Genomic DNA, 22,964 nt, shown 5'->3' on the forward strand with positions numbered 1-22,964 from the left:
CCGGCAGGGCTACCGCCCGGCGAGTGCGCGGCGGGCTGCCTCGACGAGGCCCTCAGTGACGCCGGGATGCCAGGTGACGAGGGCGGCGAGGTCTGCGAGCGGGATCTCCGCCTGCATGATCGACGCTGCGACGGTGATGACCTCGGACGCGCCGGGGCCGGCGGCGTGGACGCCGAGCACCTGGCCGATTTCGCGGTCGGCGACGACCTTGATGAGCCCCTGGCGAGCCCCCGTGACGATTGCGCGCGCGTTGAAAGACAGGTCGGCCATGCCTGTCGCAACATCGAAGCCGCTGGCGCGGGCAGCTTCTTCGGTGAGGCCGACCCAACCGACCTCGGGGACGGTGTGGAGCAGGTGGGGGACGTCGCGGAGGCGCGTCCGGGCATGACCGCCGGTTGCGTTGGCGCCCGCAACCTCGCCCATGTGGATAGCGGCGTTCGTGAGCATCGTTCCGCCAGTGACGTCACCGACAGCGAAGATGTGAGCGACGTTGGTGCGGCAATCCCGGTCGACAGGGATGGTGTCGCCGGTCGTTGAAGCCTGTTCGAAGACGGCGATCCCGAGATCGCGCAGCGCGTTGGAGGCAAACTCGGCCAATGTGGGGTCCAGGCCAGGGAAGATGGCCGGCCGCGAAGTCATCGCGGTGACCTCGGTCCCGGCAAGGGCGAGCAGCGTGGCGTATTCGAGCCCGAACGACGTCTCGGCCGGGCCGTCACAGAGCACCGTGGCCGAGGTAGGAGCGACGGACAGCGACTGGACCGCATCGGCAGTAAGGATGCGGCCGGGCTCGACACCGGGTATGACAGGCGGCTCCCAGCGAGTGCCTGTCGCGACAATGATCGCCCCGGCGCGGAGCGAATCGCGACCGGTGACGGCGAGCGTGTGCGAATCCTGGAACGAAGCTCGGCCCTCGATGACCTGGACTTTGCGCATGCGAAGCGCGCCATTGACCCCTTCCGCGATCTTGCGAACGAGGGTGTCTTTGCGCGCCGACGCCCGGGCGAAGTTGAACTGGTCGCCGACTTCGAAGACTCCCATGACGGAGAGTTCGCGAGCCGCGAGGTGCGTGAGCGCCGAATCGAGGAGGATGTTGGTCGGAATACATGCGTGATGCACGCATGCGCCACCGGGACGTTCAGCCTCAATGAGGGCGACTTTCGCGCCGAGTTCAGCCGCTTTGAGGGCAGCGGAGTAGCCACCCGGGCCGCCACCGATGACAGCCACGTCGACGGTTTCCATCAAATCAGGAGCCGATACGGGGATTCGAGCAGCGCACGTACTTCATTGAGGAAGGCTGCTCCAGGCGCGCCATCGACGGCGCGGTGGTCGACGGTGAGGCTCAAGGTCATGACCTGGCGGCGAACCGGAAGGTTACCCACCCACGCCGTCCCATCGTGCACCCGGCCGACCCCGAGGATGGCCACATTGGGCGGATTGATGATCGGTGTGAAGAAGTCGATGCCGGCCATGCCAAGGGCGGTGACGGAGAAGGTTTGGCCGGCCATGTCGTCCATGGCGAGCTTGCCGCTGCGCGCGGCCTCCGCCAGGCGGGTCGTCTCGGCAGCGATCTCGCGCAGCGTTGCATAGTCCGCATCGCGGACGACCGGGACGACGAGCCCCTCATCCAGGGCGACGGCCATACCGATGGCAATCGTGGGCTCGAGTTCGATCCCAGCTGCCGTGACCCTGGCGTTGAGGCGAGGGTGGAGCACGAGGGACTTCGCGACGGCCTTGATAACAAGGTCGGTGTACGACGGCCTGATGGACTGGGACGCCCACTCCTCGATGAGCTGACCACGCAGCTTGACGGCGTCGTCCATCACGACTTCCATCGCCATTGTCAGCTGGGCCATTTCCCGGAGACTGGCGTGCATCCGTTCAGCGATGACCTTCCGCATTGCGCGCATGGGCACGATCGTTCCCGGAAGTCCTCGTTGAGGCGGGACAGAGGCCGGAGCGGGGGGAGCTGCAGACGCCGCTGCTTCGACATCTTCCTGGGTAATACGGCCACCGGGGCCGGTCCCGCGTACCAGGGCGAGGTCCACGCGGAGGGACTGAGCCAGCTTGCGCGCCAGCGGCGAAGCGAGCACTTCCGCCGTCGACGCCTGGCGAGCTTCTGGTGCTGGGGGAGCTGGCGTGGAAGACAGGGCGGCGCGCACATCCGCTTCGGTTATCCGGCCGCCGGGGCCGCTGCCGGTGACGCTCGCAAGGTCGAGTCCTGCCTCCCCGGCAAGGCGACGCGCGATCGGCGAAGCGACTCCGCCACCGGCGCCGGACGACTGCTGGACGGGACGGACTTCCTGCTGCGCGGGAGACGCGCCGATCCCCGGCAAAGCGGACGGCGTCGGGGCGATGGGGCGCGTCTCTCCGGGTGCGAGCACGTAACCGACCAGGGCGCCCGGCGGAAGCGTCGTCCCCGCGGGCACAAGGTGAGCAACGGTGCCATCGGACTCGGCTTCGACATCGAACTCGATCTTCTCGGTTTCGAGGTGGTAGAGGATCTGGCCTGCCTTCACCTCCGCCCCATCGGGGATCATCCATTCGGCGAGGGTGCCTTCGGTCATGGTCATACCGAGCTTAGGAATCAGGACATCAGTTGCCATCGGGGCCTCCGGAGGATTGCTGCCGGAGGAAGAGGCCCCGGCAGGCGGCGAGCCGGAGCGCCCGGCCGGCATCGATGACTCGGGGGCCATCGCGGACGACCGTCATGCGGACCTTCACGCCCTCGCCGAGCGGCAACTCCCGCTCGCCGTCCAGGGCAAGGACGCCCGGACCGGTGACTTCGACCACCTCGCCGAGTTCGATGCGGCGGACACTTTTCACGAGTACTTCCTCGAAGAGGCCCGGGGCGATGGGCGCCAGCAGGGGGCTTCCACCGTCGCCAACCTCTACTACAAGAGCGGCATCGTCTTCCGCGGCGATCGGCTGGAGCAGCCCGCCGATCGCGGAGAACCCGATCGCCGCTGGTTCGGCCCGTGCGAGCACGAGCGTCCTGATAGCGCCCGGCGCCCAGACCGCGCGGGCACCGAGGAACCGTTCGGCAACCAGCACAGCGTCGATCAGGGCGAGGTCTTCCGGGCGACCGTCCGACTGAATCTGGACGCGCTTGGCCTGACGCGCTACTTCCTCAAGCCCTACACCGGCAGCGGCAACGAGTCCCGCCACCATGCCGGCAACCGTCGCCTCCATCATGCGGGGGAAGACGTTGTTCGTGCCGGTCGAAAGGGCGATGACGGGCACATCGAGCCAGCCCTTCGCTACGGCGCGGTTCGTGCCGTCTCCGCCGAAGGTGAGTACGACGGCAGCCCCGGCCTCGCACATTGCGCGGGCGGCGGCAACAGTGTCGAGCGGACCCCCGACACCCGGGACCGTCACCGGGGTGAACACCGCTTTCGAGGCCAGCCCGTCGAAAGCGTCTTCGACGAGCCGGTGCGGACCGGGCATGAAGAGGAATTCGCCGGCGCCCGCGGCGAGCGCGCCGAGCACGGCCCGCCGAACCATCGACCGTTTCTCCTGGTTGTCGAAGACGGAGCCGTGGGCGACGAGCCGCCGAATATCCTTGCCCGACGCCGGGTTGGGGATGATGCCGATTGGGCCGCCGGCCACGCCTAAGCCTGCCTGCCCAGAAGGCGGCGCACTTCAGTGACGATCGTCTCCGCGGTGGGCACATAGTGGGATTCGAGCACCGGACTGAAAGGCACAGGCGAAAAAGGCGCTCCGACTCGACCCACGGGGGCGTCGAGGTGGTCGAACGCTTCTTCCTGGATCTGGGCTGCGATCTCGGCACCGAGGCCGCCGAACCTGACCGCTTCGTGGGCAACGAGGGCGCGGTGAGTTTTCCGAACTGAGGCAACGACCGTGCCGGTATCGAACGGCTGGAGCGTCCGTGGGTCGATGACTTCGACATCGAGGCCATCCTCGGCGAGGGTTTCGGCGGCCTTCAGCGCCTCGGGAACCATCGCCCCGAGGGCGACGATAGTGAAGTTCGAGCCGGGACGGACGATATTCGCGACGCCGAGCGGGATTTCGTAGAGATCCTCCGGGACGGGTGCGGAAGCGCCAAGCAGGGCCTTCTGATTGACGACGATGACGGGGTTGTCATCACGGACAGCGGCGACCATGAGCCCCTTCGCCTCGTAGGCGCCGGAAGGCATGACCACCTTCAGTCCGGGCACATGGCAAAACCATGCTTCGAGGCTCTGGGAATGCTGCGCTGCCATGCTGCGGCCGCCGCCGGCCATCGTGTGGATGGTCAGCGGCAGGCGGGCTTTCCCGCCGAACATGTACTTCATCTTCGCTGCCTGGTTGACGAGCTGGTCCATGCAGACGGTCATGAAGTCCATGAACATGATGTCGATGATGGGGCGCAGGCCAGTGGCGGCAGCGCCGATGCCGAGGCCCATGATGCCCGCTTCGGCGATCGGCGTATCGACGACGCGTTCCGGGCCGAACTCCGCGAGGAGGTTGCGGCTGATGCCGAAGACGCTCCCGTAGAGCGCAACATCTTCACCCGCGAGGAAGACGGCCGGATCCTCTCGCATGAGCTGGGTGATCGCTTCGTTGACGGCCATCACGTAGGGAAGCCGGCGGGCGGCGGATTCGGGCGCGGTCATCGTCCCCCTCCGGCAGCGAGCGTGTAGACGTCCTCGAGTAGAACGGAGGGATCCGGCGGTGGACTGTTTTCAGCGAAGGCGATCGCCTCGCGGACCTCGAACAGGACGCGCTCGTGGATGGCTGCCGCCTGGTCGGCGGCGAGTATGCCCATCTCCTGGAGGCGCTCTTCGAAGGTCGCGATCGGATCGCGCTTCTTCCACTGGAGGACTTCGTCATCGGTGCGGTAGACCATGCCCATCCCCCGCACGCCGACGTGATCGAAGAACCGGTACGTCTTGCATTCGAGGAGGGTTGGGCCTTCGCCGCGGCGAGCACGGGCGATGGCTTCGCCGGCGGCTTCATACACAGCCGTGACGTCCATACCGTCGACGATGACGCCGGGCATGCCGTAGGAGCCTGCCCGGTCGGCGACATCCTGGATGGCCTGGTGCCGGTCCTGGCGTGTGAATTCGCCGAAACCGTTGTTTTCGCAGACGAAGACGATGGGGAGCCGGTAGAGCGCCGCGATGTTCGCTGCTTCGTGGAATGTGCCTTCGTTGCTCGCGCCATCGCCGAAGAAGCAGCAGGAGACATTTTGCGTCTTGCGGTACTTGTTCGAGAAGGCTGCGCCGACCGCGATCGGAGGTCCGCCGCCGACAATTCCATTGGCGCCGAGCATGCCCAGGTCGAGGTCGGCGATGTGCATGCTGCCGCCCTTGCCCTTGCAGTAGCCGGCTTCGCGGCCGAAGAGTTCCGCGTACATCTGGCGAAGGTCGCCGCCCTTGGCGACGAGGTGTCCGTGGCCACGGTGAGTGCTGGTGATCTGGTCGGCGGCTTCCAGGTGCGCCATGACGCCTGCGGCGACGGCCTCTTCGCCGACATAGAGGTGGAGTGCACCGGGAATCCGGCCGGCTTCGCTCAGCCTCCCCGCTTCCTCTTCGAAGATGCGAATTCGGACCATTCGCTGGTGGAGGTCGAGGAGCATCTCGCGCGTGATCTCGGTCATTCTGTCGTCACCCCAGTGGAAAGCGGGCGCGCAGGCACCGCCGTAGGCGTGCGGCTCGCCCATGGCCGACTCTACGCTTCGGCGGCCAGCCCGATCCACTGTGGCCGCGACCGTGGGTTGGCGTCGTTGGGCGCTACTTCAGCGCCCAGCGCACGCTCACATCCACAGTGACGGTGTTTGTGCCGGTCTCGATTGGCGTGGAGACCGAGTCGGCGGCCCCCTGCCCGGCCACGCCGGTCTTGAGCCCTTCGGACCAGGTCTGACTCTCGACGATGGTGACCGGTGCGCCGAGAGAGACATCTCCGAGCCTGGCGAGTTGCTCCGCCTTCGTCTTCGCATCGGCCATGGCCTTCTCGCGGGCCTCTTCGCGGGCCTTCGCCGCATCGTCGATACCGAAACTGATGGACTGCAACCTGACAGCGTCGCCACCGGAAGCGATGGCGCCATCGACGACCTTGCTCATGTCGTCCACCTTGCGGACCGTCGCCAGGACGGTATTCGTCACTGTGTACCCCGTCAGCCTGGGCGCGGCGGGCCGGCTGTAGTCGTAGTTCGGCTGGATAGAAAGACCGGTGGTCTTGATGTCCTTGTCGGCGACGCCGGCCCCTTTGATCGACTTGATGACGGCATCAGCGGCCTTCGCGGCGTCGTCGCGGGCGGCCTGTACGGTGGTCGCCGTGACGGAGACGCCGACATGTACGAACCCGAGATCGGGCGGGACCTGCACCTCCCCATGGCCCGTGACGGTGATGCCGCTGGATTCGGCCGGCTGGTTGTTGACTGTCGTCTCACCTGCACAACCAGTGACCGCTGCAGCCAGCCCCAAGAAGCCGATGGCCGAGGCGAGAATTCGAACGCGTTTCATGTCCAGCCCTCCCTTTTGACCCACCGTATCGCAGGCCCGCACCGGGGCCGCTGCCCTTCCGGACGCTGATCGGTGGCCGATTGTTCCGAACACGCGGTGTTATCGCTCTTCCACAGCTGTGCTCCGCAGTCGCGGCGCGACCTGCGCGGGATCATGGTCGCGCGGGCCGTGGGGCCTTAGCGTTAGCGCCGGCTGGGCCCGATCGGGGATGGTAAGCAATCTCCCGGTGGCCGGAGGCAGGCATGGAGAATGGCGCGGTCGGCGGATGGCGGATGCGGGTACCCGCACTCCAGAACCGCGATTTCCGCATTCTCTGGGCGGGGATGTTCTTCTCATCGGCGACGATGATGTTCCAGTTCTACGCGCAGGGCTGGTTCATCCTCAGCCTCACCGATTCGGCGTCCTTGCTGGGGTTGGTCGGGGTTGCGCGAGGGCTCGGGATGCTGACATTCAGCCTGTTCGGCGGAGCGCTTGCCGACCGGATGGACCGGCGCACCTTGTTAATGACCACCCAGGGCGGCGCGCTGGCGGTATACGCACTGCTAACCGTCCTGGTCGCTCTCGACACTATCAACCTCTGGGCCGCTTTCGCGTTGATCTTTGTTTCGGCCTCGATCGAATCGATGGACGGGCCAACGCGGCAGGCCCTGTTGCCCGACCTGGTGCCGCGGGAGCATTTGCCGAACGCCATCGCGTTGTTCACTGCGGCGACGATCAGTTCGTACGCGTTCTTGCCGCCGATGGCGGGCATCGCGATCGAGACGATCGGCGTGGCGGGGGCTTTCGGCGTCAGTCTGATTGGCCACGTCGTGGTGATCGGCGCGCTGCTGCTCATGCGATCGCGGCCGAGCGTGCCTCGCCCACGCGACAACATCGCGGTGGCGGTCGGCCGGGGTATTGCCTACGCCTCAGGGCGGCCGAGGGTTCGGTGGATCATCGTCTTGAGCCTGCTGACGGGTACGCTCGGGTTCCCAATCATCAGCACCCTCGCCCCGTTCTGGATGACCACGGTGCTCGGCCTCGGCGCCGTCGGCTGGACCTTCATGGGCTGGGCCTGGGGGCTTGGCGCCGTGGGGGCAACCGTCTACCTCTCGACGAGGGGCCACAGCCGGGGACTGGGCTGGACAGTGGTGCTCTCGGCAGCGGCATTTGGGCTGAGCCTGGTGCTGTTCGGGATGACACGTTCGGTGCCCATCGCGGCGGTCTTCTGGTGCCTGAACGGCGCGTGCTTCACGACGAACATGATCTCTTCGGCTTCGCTGCTGCAAATGATCGTCGAATCCGCCTACGTCGGGCGTGTTATGTCGCTCCGCATGGTTTCTTCAGCATTCAACCAACTCGCAGCATGGCCGCTGGGCGCGGTCGCCGACGGGTTCGGCGTCGAACGGATGGTCCGCGGTGTGGCCACCACGCTGACGGTGCTCGTCCTCGCGGCGCCGGCACTTTCGCGGACGGCGAGGAGTCTCGATGCGGACGTTGGGAAAGACCCGGACGCCGCCGATGCGTGAGGGACCAGTGGGAATGCAGGCTCCCGGTCAGAGCGTCTGGTTGCAGAGTTCCAGGTGCCAGCGGGTGTAGCGCTCGAGCCGCTGCTTCTGGGAGGAAGTGAGGCGGTCGCAGGCCCAACCCCAGTGAATGGAAACCCACTCGCCCGGGAGGACATCGTCGACGAAGCCCTTGCCATCGACCCAGCGGCGGATTGTCTCTTCTCCGGGCGCGCCAAGGACAAGCTTGCCCGCCTCGAGCTTGAGCGGCTGGACATCCACCACCAGTTCCGGCCCCTGGACACTCGTCACGCGGCCCCAGCGGATACGGCATTGTTCCATTGTCTCGAAGACATGGTCGACCGCGCCCGACTTCATCATCCCGGCCCGTGGGTAGATCTCGAACACGTGGAAGCTGTGGTGTGGACGGGCGCCGGCGGGGACTTTGCTGGCGAGCCACGCCCACGTCGGTTTCGTCGTCTTCGCCCGGAAGCGCTCGTGAAGCGAGTCATAGAGCAGCCCCATGTCGACCCGGTCGAGCAAGCCGTTGCCGACCCAATAGGCCTCCACGACACGGCGGTCGAAGGGGTCCGTGATCCCATTGGCGTGGGCGATCAGTTGGAGGTAAGGGAAAGCGCCCTCGAACTGGCGCTCCAGCTGGAGCAACCCGGGGTCGATAGTCGCGGTGGTGGTGTACGAGAAAAGAGCGCGGTCATCGTCGCCCCCACAGAAGCCAAGGGCATTCGGCTTGAACGCGTAGCGAGCAAAGAGCAGCGGCCCATCGTCGATCACGCGGAAGCGACCACGTGTGTCGCCGCCCCGCGACGGGTGATGGTCGCGACGATCAGCAGTGCAGCGGCAAGGATTGCGTAACCGAGCCACTGTTCGCCGTTGGGCGAAGGCTTGCCAGACCAGGTAGCGAGGATGGCGGTGATCGGCGCACCGAGCGTGAGGATGCTGGTGACCACCGTCGCGGGGGCGCGCCGCAGCGCCGAGTACCAGGTGGCGACGTAGAGGAGCAAGATGGCGCTGGTGATGATGATCCAGCGCCACTGCTCCGCATCCAGGTTCACGAGGGTGTCGACCTTCCCCTGGGTGAGCAGGTAACCGAACAGCAATGCACCACCGAGAGCCATCCGTGCCGTTGCTCCCAGAGCGGCACCGACTTCCGGGAGGAGCCGACGGGCGACGACCGCTTCGACGGTCCAGAAGGCAGTGGCAGCGAGGACGAGCAATTCGCCATCGCCGGGGCGCCAGGAACCGGGACGGCCGATGAGCAGTTGAGCGAGGGCGAGCAGCCCGAGGGCCATGACCTGCCAGCGGCCGATGCGCTCGCCGAGTAGCGGCACTGCCAACACGGCGACCCAGAGAAAGAGGGTCTTCTGGATGAAGGCAGCGTTGCCCGGCCCCGAGCGGGCGAGCCCTTCGAAGAACAGGACGAATGGGATGCTCCCGCCGACAACGCCGAGCGCGAACAACATCGACCGTTTGCGCCACGTCCTGGGGAGGGTTGGCGCCGTAGAACCGGGGCGCAGCAGCAGCGTGAGCAAGGCCGCTCCGACCAGGAGGTTCTTCGCAGTGGTGAAGACCGCGGGGTCGCGCACGTCTTTCACGGCATACGAGTTCACCCACACCGAAAAACCGCTGATAACGGCAGCGGCGAGCGCAAGGCCGATGCCCCAGGAGACGGTCACGGGGAGTTGAACCCCACGAGGTTTGCTGGACTGGGTCCGGGCTGCAGTCATGTTCGTGTCCCTCCGGGTAGGTGTGTGGCATCGAAGGCCTCGATGAGCAGACTCGCGAGCGAAAAGTCCTCTTCCGGCGAACTGTCAGCTCGCTCGACGATGGCCCCACCGGCAACGAGGACGCGTTCGCCTGGGAGCAGGCCCTCGACGTAGGTGATGCACACGCGCTCGCCCTCATCCGGCGAGCGGACGGTGACGACGCAGATGCCTCCGCGCTCGTCAACGCGAATGACGGTTGCGGGCGAGGTCAGGCACATCGGCTGGCCTCCCCGGTATCAAGCTCGAGTTCGACGTGCTCGGGTTCCAGTGAAGGTAAAGGGGGGCCACCGCAAACCGGACAGTCCGTCGAATCCAGGCCCGCGAAGGTGGAGGCACATGCGCTGCAGATCCGTGGCGAGGCGACGTGGACGACGCGGACCTGCCCTTCCCTGAGCTCAGGCGCTTCGCAGAGCAGGTGGGCCAGGAGGGATTGGTCGAACGCTTCCGGGCCGCCGTGGCCACCGGTCACACGGACCCGGACCGGGCGCTCCTGCCATCCGTTCGAACGGATGGTCGCCGCGATGGCACGGGCGAGTCCCAGCTCATGCATTGGCGGGCACCTCGCTGAAAACTCGTGCCTCGGCGAGGACGGCCTCTATGAGCGCGGGCAAGGCCCCGGCCACCGGACCGCTCAATTCCAGGCCGAAGCCTATTTCCAGGGGTGCAATCCCGAAGAGCGTGCAGCGCTCGGGCAGTGCCCCGGTCAGCCTCGCGACGGCTATCAGGTCGGCGGCGCCTGCCTGGTGGGGCGAGACATGCCCCCCGTAGGTGCCGTTGAGTTCCTGCCCGCGGAAGGCTCGAACATCGCCCGGGGCGCCTCCGAACCGGGCGGCGTCGATGAGGATGAGGCTGCCGGCGTCCTCGATGATGGGAAGCAGTTCGATACCGAGGGTACCGCCGTCAACGACCTCGAACCCCGGGCCGAGGGCCTGCTCGGCGATGGCGCGCACGGCGTGGACGCCCGCGCCTTCGTCTTGCATGAGGACGTTGCCGATGCCGAGGATGACCGTGCGCGGAGGGTGGCCGAGTTCAGACAACACGCACCTGCACGCTGCTTCCGCCGGCGGGGTCGTAGACGTGGACCGCGCAGGCCATACAGGGATCGAAAGAGTGGACCGTCCGGAGCACCTCGACCGGTTTCTCGGGGTCGGCGATGGGCGTCTCCAGGAGGGCTTCCTCCCAGGCGCCTCGCTGCCCTTTTGCGTCACGAGGGGAGCCGTTCCAGGTGCTCGGGACGACGAGCTGGTAGTTCGCGATCTTCTTGTCCTTGATCACCACCCAGTGGCCGAGCGCACCCCGCGGAGCCTCTTCGAAACCGACCCCTTCAGCCTCTTTTGGCCAGGAATCGGGGTTCCACTTTTTGCTATCCGCGACGGCGAGGTTTCCCGAGTTCATGTTCTTCTCGAGCGTGCCAAGCCACGATTCGAGATGCGGCACCAGCAGTTGCGTCTCCAGCGCCCGGGCGGCGATGCGGCCCATCGTGCTCATGAGGTCAGCAGGCTGGAGCGAGAGCTTCGACAGGAGGCCATCGACGGCCTTGACGACTTCCGCCTGTTTCGCTGCATAGGCGACGAGCACGCGCGCGAGGGGCCCGACTTCCATCGCCTGGCCGTCGTAGCGGGGGGCCTTCAGCCAGGAGTAGCGATCGAAGCCTTCAAGCGTCTCGAACGGGGGATTCGGGCCCTGGTACTTCGGATTCGTCTCGCCCTTCCATGGGTGCTTGCCGGCCGTGTCGTCGCCTTCGTACTCGTAGTACGAATGGGCGACCGTCTCGCTGATCTTCTGGTGATCCAGTGACTCGACCCTGCCCAGGTTGCGGCCGAGGATGCGGCCGGCGGGGAACATGTTGGTCTTCGCGTCCCCGGTCTGGTCGGTGAAATCACCGTAGACCATGTAGTTGCCGATTCCCTTGCCGACCGAGAACCAGCTCTTGTACGCCCCGGCGACGAGGGTCACATCGGGGATAAGCACCTGGTCGACGAACGTCCGTGCGTTCGCAAGCATGGTCTTGATCTGTGCCATCGACGTGGAGTTCAAGCCGGTGGGCGAATCCGGGGCCATGCGGAGCGCCATGCCACCGACCGCGTACGTCTGTGGGTGAGGGTTCTTCCCGCCGAGGACGGCGTGGATGCGGACGATGTCCCGCTGCCACTCGAGCGCTTCGAGGTAGTGGGCGACGGCGAGAAGGTTGGCTTCGGGTTCGAGGGTGTAGGCAGGATGGCCCCAGTAGCCGTTCGCGAACGGCCCGAGCTGTCCGGTCCCGACGAAGGCGTTGAGGCGGGACTGAATGCCCTTGAAGTAGTCAGCGCTGGACTTTGGCCAGGCTGAAATTGACTGGGCGAGGGTGCTCGTCTTTGCCGGGTCGGCTTTCGTCGCAGAGACGACGTCCACCCAGTCGAGCGCGTGAAGGTGATAGAAGTGGATGACGTGGTCGTGAAGGAACTGGGTGCCGGCGATCAGGTTCCGGACGAGGCGGGCGTTCTCCGGGATGACAATCCCGAGGGCATTCTCGACTGCGCGGACGGAGGCAAGGGCGTGGACCGTGGTACAAACGCCACAGGCGCGCTGGGCGAACATCCACGCATCACGCGGATCGCGTTCCCTCAGGATCATCTCAAGCCCGCGGAACATGGTGCCGGAACTCCATGCATCGGCGACCTTGCCAGAGGTGACCTCGGCTTCGATGCGGAGGTGGCCTTCGATTCGGGTAATCGGGTCAATTGCTATCCGGGCCATCGCCGTCACCTCCCTGGGCCGTTTGCACTCCTGCTGCGGGCGTAAAGATACCCGCCGAGCCCGACAATGGCGGCCGCGGCGACGGCTCCACCGGCGACTTCGACTGCGCCAATGCCACCATCATCGCCGCCACCGCTGCTGCTCGGGCCGGAATCTCCACCACTCTGGCTACCGCTCGAAGAGCCGGGCACCGGAGTCTGGTAGTCCACTGGCGTCGGCGCCGCGATGACCTTCGGCTCACCCTCAACGTAGAAGGGGACCATGGTGTCCCAGAACCGCGGGGTGGTGCAGCCAACGCAGCCGTGGCCCGATGCGACGGGCCAACTCGTGCCACCGTTAAACTTGATTGTGGAGCAATTCGCGACGGTGGAGGGCCCTTTGCAGCCCATCTGGTAGAGGCACCAGCCAGCCCGGTGGCCGGCATCGCCCCACTCCTTGACGAACTCCTTCTTGCGGAAATGCGGAAGGGACTCGCAACGTTGGTGGACGGAATCACCGTAGGCAAAGAGTGGCCGGCCGAGCTCGTCGGTGGCAGGGAACTCCTTGAGTGTCAGGTACTGCACGATCGTGGCGGTCAGGTTCTCCGGGTTCATGGGGCAGCCTGAGAGGTTGATGACCTTCTTATCCTTGATGAAGCCCGAGACCCCGACAGCACCGGTGATCCCGCCCCGAGCGGCCGGGATGCCTCCATCGAAGGCGCAGCTGCCCACGGCGATGACGCCAAGCGCCCCGGCACAGACCTCTTTCACGATCTCCGCGAAGGCGCGCCCGCCGACGGTGCAGTAGACGCCGCCGTCGGCGAGGGGAATCGAACCCTCGACTACAGCGATGTACCCGTTGGGGTACTTCGCCATCGTGGCTTCGCGGGCGGCCTCGGCCTGTGTGCCGGCGGCAGCCATGAGCACTTCGGAGTAATCAAGCGAGAGTGTGTCGAGGATGACCTCGGCGACGGTCGGCTTGTTCGCGCGGAGAAGGGCCTCGGTGTTTCCTGCGCAGTCCTGGCCGTTCAGCCAGATAACCGGCACCCGGGGCGACGCCTGGAGTGCCGAAGCGATGATGTGGGCATACCTGGGGGGGAGGGCCAGCACTCCGCTCATCGCCGCACAGAACTTCAGGAATGAACGACGGGAGACGCCTCTCCGCGCGAGTTCGGCGCTCAAGTCGACAGGCGGCGCCTGTTCAAGAGCGTCCGTTCGCACTCCCGATAAGGCCCGGATCGGGGCGCCGATATCGTGGCCGAACGCCCTGGCCGTTTCAACACGGCGCGCGCCTCCCGGACGCCTCGAGGCGGGGCGGTCTGCCATGTTAATCGCTGTGCCCAAGGGCGGAGATGGGCATCAGCAGTGCGACGAGCTGGTCATCGGTGAGCTGCGAGACACGATCCCCGAGGACCTCCATGCTGACATGATCCGGCGGAACGGCCCCCACCAACTGGCAAGCGAGCATGTGGCTTTCGAGGTAGGCCAAGGCAAGAGTCATCATTTCGCCCCGCCCGAGAGCCTTGAGTGTCGCAGAGCCCTTCTGAATCGGAGTCGGTTCCAAACAGCGCCTCCTGATGTGGTGCTTACTCCACCCTAGGCACTGGGACTGGACGACTCGTGGGCTGAAGGTCTCCGGATTGCGGGCCATTCGGGCGGAAATGCTGGATGGCGGGCGGCTCACAGACACCCTTCAGTCACGATGTCCACCCAGTAGGAAGCCTCGACCGGGATCGTGATCGAGCCCAGCGGCACCCAGAGTGTGCCTCCACCGATTGCGGGACATGCATACGAGACAGAGTAGGAACCGGGGAGGATGCTCGCCTCGTACCAGCCATCCGAGCCCGACGTCACCGTGTAGGTGTGGCCGCCGCCAACGAAGCGGACGACGCATCCGCCGCAGGTCTCCTCGGGGCCACCGAAGATGGAGAAGTAGACGGTGCCGAAGACATCAACTGCAGAGATTGGCGGTGTAGTCGGCGTGGCAGTGGGCACTGGCGTCTTCGTGGGCGGAATAGACGTGCTGGTGGGCGGGACAGAGGTCTTCGTCGGCGGGATGGCCGTGGATGTCGGAGGGATCTGAGTGCTCGTCGAGGGGACTCCCGTGTTGGTCGGGGGCGGGGCCGTGGCGGTGCCGACGGCCGGCGTCCCAGTTGAGGACTGCGTAGCCGAGCCTGCGGCTGTTGGGCTGCCGGTCTTTGAAGCGGAGGCTGTCACTCCTGGGGTTCGGGAACCGGGGGAGGCGGACGGTGACGCGGTCCGTGTCCTGGTGGCGTTCCCCGCGGTGGTTGGGGTGACTTCCCCTGGCGATGCGCCTTCATCGTCATCGCCGCCGGTTACCACGCAGGTGAGGAGGGCCGCGACGGCCAGGACTGCGCCGCCCGCGAAGGCGAAGAGGAGCGTCCGCAGTCCGGAACGCGGTTGAGCCGTCGCGGGCGGGGGCGGCGACTCGCCGGAGAGTGACTCGCCGCAGGACTCGCAGAAACTCGCATCGTTTGGTTGCTCAGCACCGCAGTTCGGACAAAACATTCGGTCGTCACCATCCCTGGGGGAGCGCCGGAATCGCGGGCGCGTCCGTCCGAACCGAGTATTCCGCCGAGGAGCTCCGAGGACAGCGGCCACAGGGGGCAGGCTGTGGGGCCGATCGAACGTTTACGGACCCAACTCGCAGCAGGGGCCGAATGGGCGGCGACTTTTGGCCGCGGGGACGCCGACTTCGCCCGTGAGAACGACGACGATAGGCGGCGGAGGGTGCCATGTTTTGTGAGTCCTGTGGGAAGAAGGTCATCGACGGGGCTGCGTTCTGCCAGGAATGCGGCGCCCGGGTTGTGACGAACGAGGCGGCGGCGCCTCAGGCTGAGGCATCGGAAATTGCCTGTGGACAGTGCGGCGGGACGAATGCGCCCGGCTCCGCGTTCTGTGACGCGTGCGGCCAGCCGCTTGGCAGCGGCGCGGAGCGCTCGGGCGGCGGCATAGGCGGACTGTTGGGGAAGGCTGCCGGGGCAGGCGCGGGACTGGGCGCAGCTGGAATGGCGGCGGCGACACAGTTCGGGGGAGGCCAAGCTACCGGGGAAGCGGCGGCCGCCGCTGGTCCCGTTCCCGGCAGCGCCGCCGGCACGGCGTCTTCCCTGGGCGAGTCGATCACCCGGGCCGCGGCAGACGCAGCCGAGGGCATCGAGGGCGCCGCCGAAGGGGCCGCATCGGCGGGAGCGGGTGGTGCAGCGTCGGACATCGGAGATGCGGTATCCCGCGCGGCAGGAGATGTCGCTCGGGCGGCGAACGCCGGCGTCCCGCCCGCTGGAGAGACATCGATCCCTGCCGGAGGCACTCCCGGGGCAGAAGCGTCTCTCGCGACACCGGGTACTGGATTGCCCGCGAGCGGCGGACCGGCCGCCGCGCCCGGGGGTCAGGCAGCGCCAGGGGCGGGCTCCCCCACGAGTGGAGGGGGCGCACAAGGCGGAGCGGGGACTGGGCCTTCATCCGGCGGCCCGGGCAGCCCCACAGGCCCCGGCTTCACCGAGCCAGTCCGCGTCGGCGGCCAGCCCGCAGGCACTCCTGGCGGACCAACCGGGCCGGGCAGCCCCACAGGCCCCGGTTTCACCGAGCCAGTCCGCGTCGGCGGCCAGCCCGCAGGCACCCCTGGAGGACCAACCGGGCCGGGAGGCCCGACAGGCCCAGGCTTCACCGAGCCAGTCCGTGTTGGCGGCCAGTCCGCGGGCATCCCTGGCGGACCAACCGGGCCGGGGGGCCCCACAGGCCCCGGCTTCACCGAGCCAGTCCGCGTCGGCGGCCAGCCCGCAGGCGCCCCTGGCGGACCAACCGGGCCGGGAGGCCCAGCAGGCCCCGGCTTCACCGGGCCCGTCCGTGTTGGCGGTCAGCCCGCGGGCACCCCTGGCGGACCAACCGGGCCGGGAGGCCCGACAGGCCCAGGCTTCACCGGGCCCGTCCGTGTTGGCGGTCAGCCCGCGGGAATCCCCGGCGGAACGGCTGGGCCTGGCGGGCCCGGGCCGGTACGGGTCGGAGGCGCTGCCGGCGCAGCGGCGGGCGTAAGGTCCGGTGTCTCTCTCATCCGGATCATCGTGATCGCGATCGCAACGCTCGGGGGCCTCGTGATTGGAGCCATCGTGATGGGCGCCGTCCTGATTTTCACGGGGACACCAGAGGCGTGCGCGGACCGGACGATCCCGGTTTCGACTGCAGCCGCCCAGCAATCGCGGACGCTCTGGAAGGAGTTCAAGGCATCCGCGGCCACGGGCCCGGCGTCGGTAACGTTCAGCGAGACGCACATCACTTCACGCGGCGTCGAGTGGGTTGAGGAGAAAGACGCGCCTGTCGAGGATCTGCAGGTCTACCTTTGCCCCAGCGGATACGGCGAGGCAACGGGTACGGTCTCGTACCTCGGACGCGACATCAAGGTGTTGGCGCGCGGAACGCTCGACCTTTCCGGCGATCGGCCCCGGATCGAGGTGAAGTCGGTTGAAGCAGGGAACCTGCCCTCGGCAGTTGGCACCCGGATCGTCAACGCCATCCTGAACACGAACGACCTGAAGACGCTGGATCTGTCGGTCACTCCGGACACGATGAAGATTGTCGACCAGAGTGTGACGCTGACGAAGAGGTAGCGGGCCGCCGGCGCGACGCTGCCCGGCAGAGCGGGAATGGGTCAGGCAGGAGCCTGGCCTATTCGCTGGTTCGGGACGAACCGGGAGACGGCTGCGGCCACACCGCCTAGCAGAAGCAGGTACACGCCGAAGGCGACGTCGACATCGAGTTCTTTCCACTTGCTGGTGATGAACTGGTACTCGATGACTGCGATGGCCGTGAGCAGGCTCCCGGCCACCATCGGGACGTTCGGAAGGAGCCGCTGCCATGGTCCCCCGGCGCGACCAAGGCGCGCGAGGACCATCGCCGCGAGCCCGGCAGCGGCAAGCAACAGGACGAGATACCCGTCGAGCTTGTCGGTGCTCAGCCAGTCGCCGATGCGGAAGCGAGCGTCGGCGTCCAACGGGCCGGCTCCAAACGGGCCGGACGAGATCCAGTCGAAGAAGACGCTAAGAAACGCGGCAGCGAGGCCGCCGCCAAGTACGAGGTCGCGCCAGGTTAGTGCCTTGCCGCCGGCCGCACTCGCCGGGGTCGCTGGGGGTGGAACGCGGCGCGCAGGAGGGCGGGGGGCGGCGCGCGAACCAAAAGGATCGGCTCGATGTGGTGCGGCCGCCTGTTGTGGTGTCCGAGGAGCAGGAGACTCGACGGCCGACGGCAATTGCGGCGTGCCGCACTTCCCGCAGAAGCGCGCTCCGTGCTTGAGGGCGTTGCCGCAGGAGCCGCAGACCTCCGCCACCGGCGCGGCGGGCGCCACCGCTGGAGCTTCGACGCGCGCTACCGCCTGGGATGCCTTTGCGCCGCAGGCGGCACAGAACCGGGCGTCGGGGGCCAACTCCGAACCGCACGAGGAGCATGCCGCTGGAGCCGGGGGATGAGGGAGCGCCTCTGGAGCCGTGCTGGCACCGCAGGAGGGACAGAAGCGCGCTCCAAGTTTGACCAAGGCGCCGCAGGACTGGCACGTCGCCGGTGGCTCCTGGCGTGCACCACACGCGGGGCAGAATGCCGCACCCTCGGCGATCAAGGTCCCACAGGACGTACAGGAGACAGGTGTCGCAGCCATGCATTTCCCCCAGGCAGGTTTCCAGCGGGCTTTTGCGGGCCCGGGACAACTATGCCCTGCGCACTTGCGTACCGAGATGTCCGATTGGCCCCGAATTGGATGCCATCCGGGGCCGAGTAGGAGGGAGCCGCAGGGCGGAGCGTACGCGCGGGAACAGCTGCGTCGCGCGGAGGCCCGCGCGGGTCGAGTTTGTGCGCACGTTGGCGGAGTCTGCCCGCGAGGAGCGCAGTTGGCTCCCCGGAGACGTTGCCCGGAGCGGAACAACTTCTGGGAGAATGCAGCATGAGCAATCGGGTGCGGACCATCATCCTCGGCGCAGCAGGGCGAGACTTTCACAACTTCAACATGGTGTACCGGGACGACCCGGCGACCGAGGTCGTGGCTTTCACAGGCGCGCAGATCCCCGGGATCTCCGGGCGACGGTATCCGGCTTCACTGGCGGGGCCGCTGTACCCTCACGGGATCCCGATCGAAGACGAAGCCCACTTCGAGGACCTCTGCCGGAAGCTCGGGGCAAACCGGGTCGTCTTCGCCTACAGCGACGTGACCCACGAAGCAGTCATGCACGCGGCCTCCCGTTCGCTCGCCGCCGGCGCCGACTTTGTCCTGCTCGGCCCCGGGAGCACCTGTCTGGAAGCGAACGTGCCGGTCGTCGCGGTGACGGCAGCGCGGACGGGCTCAGGGAAGTCGCCGCTTTCGCGGTGGATCGCCGGGCGGATTGCGAGCCACGGGCGGAAGGTCGCGGTGGTGCGTCATCCCATGCCCTACGGCGACCTTGGACGGCAGCGAGCGCAGCGGTTCGCATCGAAGGCAGACATTTCGGCAGCGGAGTGTACGGCGGAGGAGCGCGAGGAGTACGAAGCGCACGTAGCCGCGGGCTCCGTGGTGTTCGCCGGAGTGGACTACGCGGCGGTGCTCGCGGAAGCCGAAGCGGAGGCCGACGTCATCGTGTGGGACGGCGGGAACAACGATTTCCCGTTCTTCCGGCCGGACATCCAGGTTGCTGTGCTGGACGCGCTCCGGGCGGACCAGGCGGAAGCCTACCATCCGGGAGAAGCCGTGCTCCGGATGGCCGATGTCATTGTCGTTAGCAAGACGAACGCCGCGACTCATGAACAGGTCGAAGCAGCCGAACACGCGGCCCGCCACCTCAACCCAAGCGCGACGGTGGTGCGCGGGGCGCTGCCGATCCACCTCGACGATCCTGGGGCCGTCCGCGGAAGGCGGGTACTGGTCGTGGATGATGGACCGACGATCACGCACGGCGGGATGCCGTACGGCGCGGGTTTCGTGGCTGCGCAGGAGGCGGGTGCGCGGGAGATCCTCGACCCGCGGGCCCATGCCGCCCGCGCGATCCGGGAGGTCTATTCGGCTTACCCGCACATCGGGCCCGTGTTGCCGGCCGTCGGCTACAGCGAACACCAGATCGAGGGGCTCCGAGCGACCATCAACGCTTCGGGCGCTGAGGTTGTCGTTTCGGGGACGCCGATCGACCTGGCTGCCCTGATCAAGGTGTCGATGCCCATCATCCGGGCGCGCTACGAGTTCTCCGAAGTAGGGCACCCGGTACTTGAGACGATGGTGATGAAGGCAGTCGCCGCTGCGACGGCGAATCACCCGCGGTAGGCCGCCTCGCCGAGACTCAAGCGGGGAACGCCGGCGGGAGAGGGATCTCGTTTTCGGTCGCCCAGGTGTCTAGCCAGCCGACCACATCCTCCGCCGGCGGAGCGGGCGGGGTGCTGAACGAATCCATCGACGCCCTGATGGGGGCGGCGGCGGCAAGCGCGTCGTAGGCCTCGGGAGTGAGGAGGACGGCCGCGGGGCGGCCGTCTTGGGTGATGACCAGCGGCGAACCAGAGTCGCGCAGCTGGCGGAGCAGCTTCGCGGCGTTGGCCTTGAATTCGCCAAGCGGGACGATGCCGGTAGAGACGCTGAGAGTGCTCAAATTCGATACCTCGTCCGGTACTTTAGCTCCCGGACGATTCGCGGCCAGCAAGTACGAGCTCGAGGCAGTGTTCGACAAGCGGGTGCCCCGAATCGACAATCGGAATCCATGACCGAGCCGAGCATCACGGATTCCATGCTGGCGCGCGTGGGCGGCGCGGACGCCATCTCGCGCATTGTCGAGTCGTTTTACGTGCGCATCGAGGCGGACAGCCACATGCGTCCGATCTATCCGGAAGACCTGGAGCCGGGCAAGGAAAAGCTCAAACTGTTCCTGCTGCAGTGGCTCGGGGGACCGCCCGCGTACTCCCAGCGGTATGGGCACCCGCGACTTCGAATCCGCCACTTTCCATTCGTCATCGACGACCTGGCAGCGGGGCGCTGGCTGCGCTACATGCGCGAAGCCTGGCAGGAAGAGGGCGTCGCCGACGATGTTGTCGGCGTCGTTTTCGAACGGTTCGGTCCGCTGGCGCACCATATGGTGAATGCGAACCAGGATGTGCCGCGGGACCCGGTCGGCGAGTCCCGGCTGGAGTGAGTTCCGGTGAACCGGGTGACCGATACCTGAAACCCGGCGCCGCACCGTAGAATCGCTCGCCATGAGTGACCCAGTGCTGAAGGACGTCCGCGTCCTCGAAATTGGCGGTGGGATCCCGGTCGCATTCGCGGCCAGGTGGCTGGCGGGGTTCGGCGCGGACGTGGTGCGCCTGGACCCGGCAGAGGAATCGCTGACTACGGACGAGCAGGTGTATCTCCTGGCGGGGAAGCGGAGGGTAGCGCCGACGTCCGACCCACGGGCGCTGGCGCTGGCAGCTGACATCGTCATCGAAGGGGACAACCCGGGTGACATCGTGAAACATCTCCGGCGGGTGCAGCCCGAAGCCCTGCGCGCCAGGAAGCCCGGGCTGGTGGTCGTGTCGATCACTCCGTTCGGGCAGGACGGCCCCTACGCAGGCTTTGAGGCTTCGAACATCACCTCGTTCGCGATGGGCGGAATTATGTCGCTCACCGGCATGCCACAGCGGGAACCGCTCGTCACGGGCGGAAGCCAGGCGCTCTACCTGGGCGGGCTGAACGGCTTTGGGGCGGCCGTGACGGCTTACCTGGGTTCGCTTATTCACGGCGAAGGCGACTGGGTCGACATTTCCCTGCAGGAGTGCATGGCCGGGATGCTCGAGCTCTATGGGCCGGGCGGGGCGTACAACGGGACGGCGAGCATGCGCGCGGGGAATCACGTCCGGGCATCATGGGGGATCTACCCGTGCGCGGACGGGTTTGCAGGGGTGTGCGCGCTCGAACGCCAGATCCCTGCGCTCTTCAGCGTCGTCGGCGACCCGGAGCTGGGGGAGCCACGTTTTCGGGATCGGATGGAGCGACCGAACCACGACGACGAGCTGCAGGCGAAGTTCTACGCGTGGTTCGCCGAGCGCACGAAGCAGGAGATACTGGACCTGGGGGCGACGTACAAGGTGCCGTTCGGCGCGGTCATGACTCCGGGCGACCTGCTTGCCAACGCCAGCCTGGCTGAGCGCCATTTCTTCGATGCCATAGGGACGCCGGATGGCGTCGCAATGGTGCCCGGGAGGCCCTTCGTGGGGCTGCCGTGGGTACCGGGAGAACTCCATGGGGCCGGCGCCGACACCACTGGCGTGCTTGCCGAGTGGCTCGGGGCGCGGCCATGAAGAAGCTGCCCCTCGAAGGTATCCGCGTCGCCGACCTGACGATGATGTGGGCCGGTCCCTTCGCCACGCGCGTGCTGGCGGAAATGGGCGCGGAGGTCATCAAGATCGAGTCGCCACGTGCGTGGGACAACATTCGCACGCTCATCCCCCTGCCTGACGAGGCCGAACCCTGGAATGCGTCGTGGTACTTCAACGACTACAGCCGCGACAAGAAGTCCCTGACGCTGGACCTGGCGCAGGAGTTGGGACGGCAGACGTTCCTGAAGCTCGCGGCGAAGTGTGACGTGGTCATCGAGAACTACCGCGCGGACGTGCTGGACAACCTCGGGCTCGGCCTCGAGACGCTGCGGGCGGCGAAGCCGGACATCATCCTGGTGAGCATGGCGGGTTATGGAAAGACCGGGCCCGAACGCGACCAGGTGGGCTTCGGGCCGATCATCGAGCAGATGAGCGGGCTGGCTTCGTTGACCGGTTATGGGGACGACGGCGTGCCCATGAAGACCGGGCTCTCCTATGGCGACCCGGTCGCGGGGATGGCAGCTGCAGCCGCAGTCGCGCTGGCGCTCATCCAGCGGCGGAAGACCGGTGAGGGGGCGTTCATCGACCTTGGCCAGCGGGAGGTGATGTCGACGCTCATCGGTGAAGCCTTCGTGGCCGCCTCGCTCCGCGGCGAAGAGACCACGCAGCACGGGAACCGCGACGCCCGCTCCTTCGCACAGGGCGTTTACCGCTGTGCCGGCGAAGAGCAGTGGGTGGCAATCACCTTCCGGACCGAGGGGCAGTGGAACGATTTCGCCCACCACTTCGGACTCGAAGCGGGCCCTGGGGGACTGAGTGCGAGTGCCCGGCTGGACGAGATCGACCGCTGGCTCTCGGAGTGGACAGCCGGGAAGGACCCACAGTGGGTGCTCGAACAACTGGCGGCGCGGGCTATCCCGGTCGGACGGGTGCTCGACACGGTGACGGTGCATGAGGACCGGCACCTGAATGAACGCGGGTTCTGGAAGGAGCTTCCACACCCGCGAATGCACGCATGGAAGCAGCCGCGCAGCGCCTGGCAGCTCCGCGAAGCAAGGCCGGAGATGAAGCGCCACGCGCCACTCTTCGGCGAGCACAACGATGAGATCTTGCGGGGTCTCCTGGGGTTGGGGGATGCCGAGATGGCGGAGTTGGAGCGCCTGGTCATCATTTCGGGCGCCCCCGTGAACCCGGGAATCGGTTAGGAGGGAG

The 22,964-nt window shown here is 67.0% G+C and carries 22 protein-coding genes and 2 pseudogenes; 6 read left to right on the forward strand and 18 right to left on the reverse strand.

All coding sequences use genetic code 11. From position 1 onward, the window contains the following. Positions 1-9 precede the first annotated feature (9 nt). The 6 genes from IPG14_RS11485 to IPG14_RS11510 all read right to left on the reverse strand — a co-directional run bounded on the left by IPG14_RS11485 (position 10) and on the right by IPG14_RS11510 (position 6,464). Positions 10-1,239: an NAD(P)/FAD-dependent oxidoreductase gene (locus IPG14_RS11485; protein WP_343391931.1), complete on the reverse strand. Its 1,230-nt coding sequence runs from the start codon at positions 1,237-1,239 to the stop codon at positions 10-12. Next, on the reverse strand, positions 1,239-2,603 hold the full coding sequence (locus IPG14_RS11490) for a 2-oxo acid dehydrogenase subunit E2 (protein ID WP_343391932.1): 1,365 nt from the start codon (positions 2,601-2,603) through the stop codon (positions 1,239-1,241). Before IPG14_RS11490 ends, IPG14_RS11485 begins: the two co-directional genes overlap by 1 nt. Further along, positions 2,593-3,606, reverse strand: a complete 1,014-nt coding sequence (locus IPG14_RS11495) for an NAD(+)/NADH kinase (protein ID WP_343391933.1) — start codon at positions 3,604-3,606, stop codon at positions 2,593-2,595. The genes IPG14_RS11490 and IPG14_RS11495 overlap by 11 nt, the downstream gene beginning before the upstream one ends. A 2-nt stretch (positions 3,607-3,608) precedes the next feature. Then, positions 3,609-4,613 carry an alpha-ketoacid dehydrogenase subunit beta gene (locus IPG14_RS11500; protein WP_343387730.1) on the reverse strand — a complete coding sequence of 335 codons (1,005 nt, stop codon included), beginning with the start codon at positions 4,611-4,613 and terminating at the stop codon, positions 3,609-3,611. Next, positions 4,610-5,599, reverse strand: coding sequence for a thiamine pyrophosphate-dependent dehydrogenase E1 component subunit alpha (locus IPG14_RS11505; RefSeq protein ID WP_343386568.1), 990 nt, complete (start codon positions 5,597-5,599; stop codon positions 4,610-4,612). The genes IPG14_RS11500 and IPG14_RS11505 overlap by 4 nt, the downstream gene beginning before the upstream one ends. A gap of 133 nt (positions 5,600-5,732) precedes the next feature. After that, entirely contained in the window at positions 5,733-6,464 is a 732-nt protein-coding gene (locus IPG14_RS11510) for an SIMPL domain-containing protein (RefSeq protein WP_343386569.1), read from the reverse strand. A gap of 242 nt (positions 6,465-6,706) precedes the next feature. Between IPG14_RS11510 and IPG14_RS11515 the strand changes: the two genes are divergently transcribed. After that, the gene (locus IPG14_RS11515) at positions 6,707-7,972 is read left to right on the forward strand and encodes an MFS transporter (RefSeq protein WP_343391934.1); all 1,266 of its coding nucleotides are present in this window, start codon (positions 6,707-6,709) and stop codon (positions 7,970-7,972) included. 27 nt (positions 7,973-7,999) lie between these two features. Here the strand turns inward: IPG14_RS11515 and IPG14_RS11520 are convergent, their stop codons facing one another. The 9 genes from IPG14_RS11520 to IPG14_RS11560 form a co-directional block, all read right to left on the reverse strand. Then, positions 8,000-8,740, reverse strand: a complete 741-nt coding sequence (locus IPG14_RS11520) for a DUF6390 family protein (RefSeq protein WP_343386571.1) — start codon at positions 8,738-8,740, stop codon at positions 8,000-8,002. Continuing rightward, entirely contained in the window at positions 8,737-9,693 is a 957-nt protein-coding gene (locus tag IPG14_RS11525; protein WP_343391935.1) for a DMT family transporter, read from the reverse strand. Before IPG14_RS11525 ends, IPG14_RS11520 begins: the two co-directional genes overlap by 4 nt. After that, a complete protein-coding gene (locus IPG14_RS11530; protein ID WP_343386573.1) occupies positions 9,690-9,950 on the reverse strand; it encodes a HypC/HybG/HupF family hydrogenase formation chaperone in 261 nt (86 codons plus the stop codon). The genes IPG14_RS11525 and IPG14_RS11530 overlap by 4 nt, the downstream gene beginning before the upstream one ends. Continuing rightward, complete coding sequence (locus IPG14_RS11535; RefSeq protein WP_343386574.1) at positions 9,941-10,282, reverse strand: hypothetical protein; 342 nt, start codon at positions 10,280-10,282, stop codon at positions 9,941-9,943. The genes IPG14_RS11530 and IPG14_RS11535 overlap by 10 nt, the downstream gene beginning before the upstream one ends. Next, positions 10,275-10,772 carry a HyaD/HybD family hydrogenase maturation endopeptidase gene (locus IPG14_RS11540; protein WP_343391936.1) on the reverse strand — a complete coding sequence of 166 codons (498 nt, stop codon included), beginning with the start codon at positions 10,770-10,772 and terminating at the stop codon, positions 10,275-10,277. Before IPG14_RS11540 ends, IPG14_RS11535 begins: the two co-directional genes overlap by 8 nt. Then, positions 10,762-12,468, reverse strand: coding sequence for a nickel-dependent hydrogenase large subunit (locus IPG14_RS11545; RefSeq protein ID WP_343391937.1), 1,707 nt, complete (start codon positions 12,466-12,468; stop codon positions 10,762-10,764). Before IPG14_RS11545 ends, IPG14_RS11540 begins: the two co-directional genes overlap by 11 nt. Before the next feature lie 5 nt (positions 12,469-12,473). Continuing rightward, positions 12,474-13,772 carry a hydrogenase small subunit gene (locus tag IPG14_RS11550; protein WP_343391938.1) on the reverse strand — a complete coding sequence of 433 codons (1,299 nt, stop codon included), beginning with the start codon at positions 13,770-13,772 and terminating at the stop codon, positions 12,474-12,476. A gap of 1 nt (position 13,773) precedes the next feature. Beyond that, a complete protein-coding gene (locus IPG14_RS11555) occupies positions 13,774-14,010 on the reverse strand; it encodes a hypothetical protein (protein WP_343386578.1) in 237 nt (78 codons plus the stop codon). Between the two features lie 116 nt (positions 14,011-14,126). After that, positions 14,127-14,441 carry a hypothetical protein gene (locus tag IPG14_RS11560; protein ID WP_343391939.1) on the reverse strand — a complete coding sequence of 105 codons (315 nt, stop codon included), beginning with the start codon at positions 14,439-14,441 and terminating at the stop codon, positions 14,127-14,129. A 761-nt stretch (positions 14,442-15,202) separates the two neighbouring features. Here IPG14_RS11560 and IPG14_RS11565 point away from each other — a divergent pair. Continuing rightward, positions 15,203-15,367, forward strand: a pseudogene (locus IPG14_RS11565) (zinc-ribbon domain-containing protein); the annotation flags it as partial. A 485-nt stretch (positions 15,368-15,852) separates the two neighbouring features. On the opposite strand, the pseudogene IPG14_RS11570 reads toward IPG14_RS11565, so the two are convergent. Together IPG14_RS11570 and IPG14_RS11575 are read right to left on the reverse strand one after the other, a co-directional pair. After that, positions 15,853-16,479: pseudogene (locus IPG14_RS11570) on the reverse strand (collagen-like protein); the annotation flags it as partial. A 630-nt stretch (positions 16,480-17,109) separates the two neighbouring features. Next, positions 17,110-17,451: a hypothetical protein gene (locus tag IPG14_RS11575; RefSeq protein WP_343391940.1), complete on the reverse strand. Its 342-nt coding sequence runs from the start codon at positions 17,449-17,451 to the stop codon at positions 17,110-17,112. A 939-nt stretch (positions 17,452-18,390) separates the two neighbouring features. Here IPG14_RS11575 and IPG14_RS11580 point away from each other — a divergent pair. Beyond that, entirely contained in the window at positions 18,391-19,734 is a 1,344-nt protein-coding gene (locus tag IPG14_RS11580; RefSeq protein ID WP_343391941.1) for a GTP-binding protein, read from the forward strand. Between the two features lie 16 nt (positions 19,735-19,750). Here IPG14_RS11580 and IPG14_RS11585 read toward each other — a convergent pair whose 3' ends face one another. Next, on the reverse strand, positions 19,751-20,053 hold the full coding sequence (locus IPG14_RS11585; protein WP_343391942.1) for a type II toxin-antitoxin system Phd/YefM family antitoxin: 303 nt from the start codon (positions 20,051-20,053) through the stop codon (positions 19,751-19,753). Between the two features lie 108 nt (positions 20,054-20,161). Between IPG14_RS11585 and IPG14_RS11590 the strand changes: the two genes are divergently transcribed. The 3 genes from IPG14_RS11590 to IPG14_RS11600 all read left to right on the forward strand — a co-directional run bounded on the left by IPG14_RS11590 (position 20,162) and on the right by IPG14_RS11600 (position 22,957). Next, positions 20,162-20,590, forward strand: coding sequence for a globin (locus tag IPG14_RS11590; RefSeq protein ID WP_343391943.1), 429 nt, complete (start codon positions 20,162-20,164; stop codon positions 20,588-20,590). 61 nt (positions 20,591-20,651) lie between these two features. Then, complete coding sequence (locus IPG14_RS11595) at positions 20,652-21,734, forward strand: CoA transferase (protein WP_343391944.1); 1,083 nt, start codon at positions 20,652-20,654, stop codon at positions 21,732-21,734. Further along, positions 21,731-22,957: a CoA transferase gene (locus IPG14_RS11600; protein ID WP_343391945.1), complete on the forward strand. Its 1,227-nt coding sequence runs from the start codon at positions 21,731-21,733 to the stop codon at positions 22,955-22,957. Before IPG14_RS11595 ends, IPG14_RS11600 begins: the two co-directional genes overlap by 4 nt. Positions 22,958-22,964 lie beyond the last annotated feature (7 nt).

Source organism: Candidatus Amarobacter glycogenicus (genome assembly GCF_016704105.1).
In the GTDB taxonomy this organism is placed as follows: domain Bacteria; phylum Chloroflexota; class Dehalococcoidia; order Tepidiformales; family Tepidiformaceae; genus Amarobacter; species Amarobacter glycogenicus.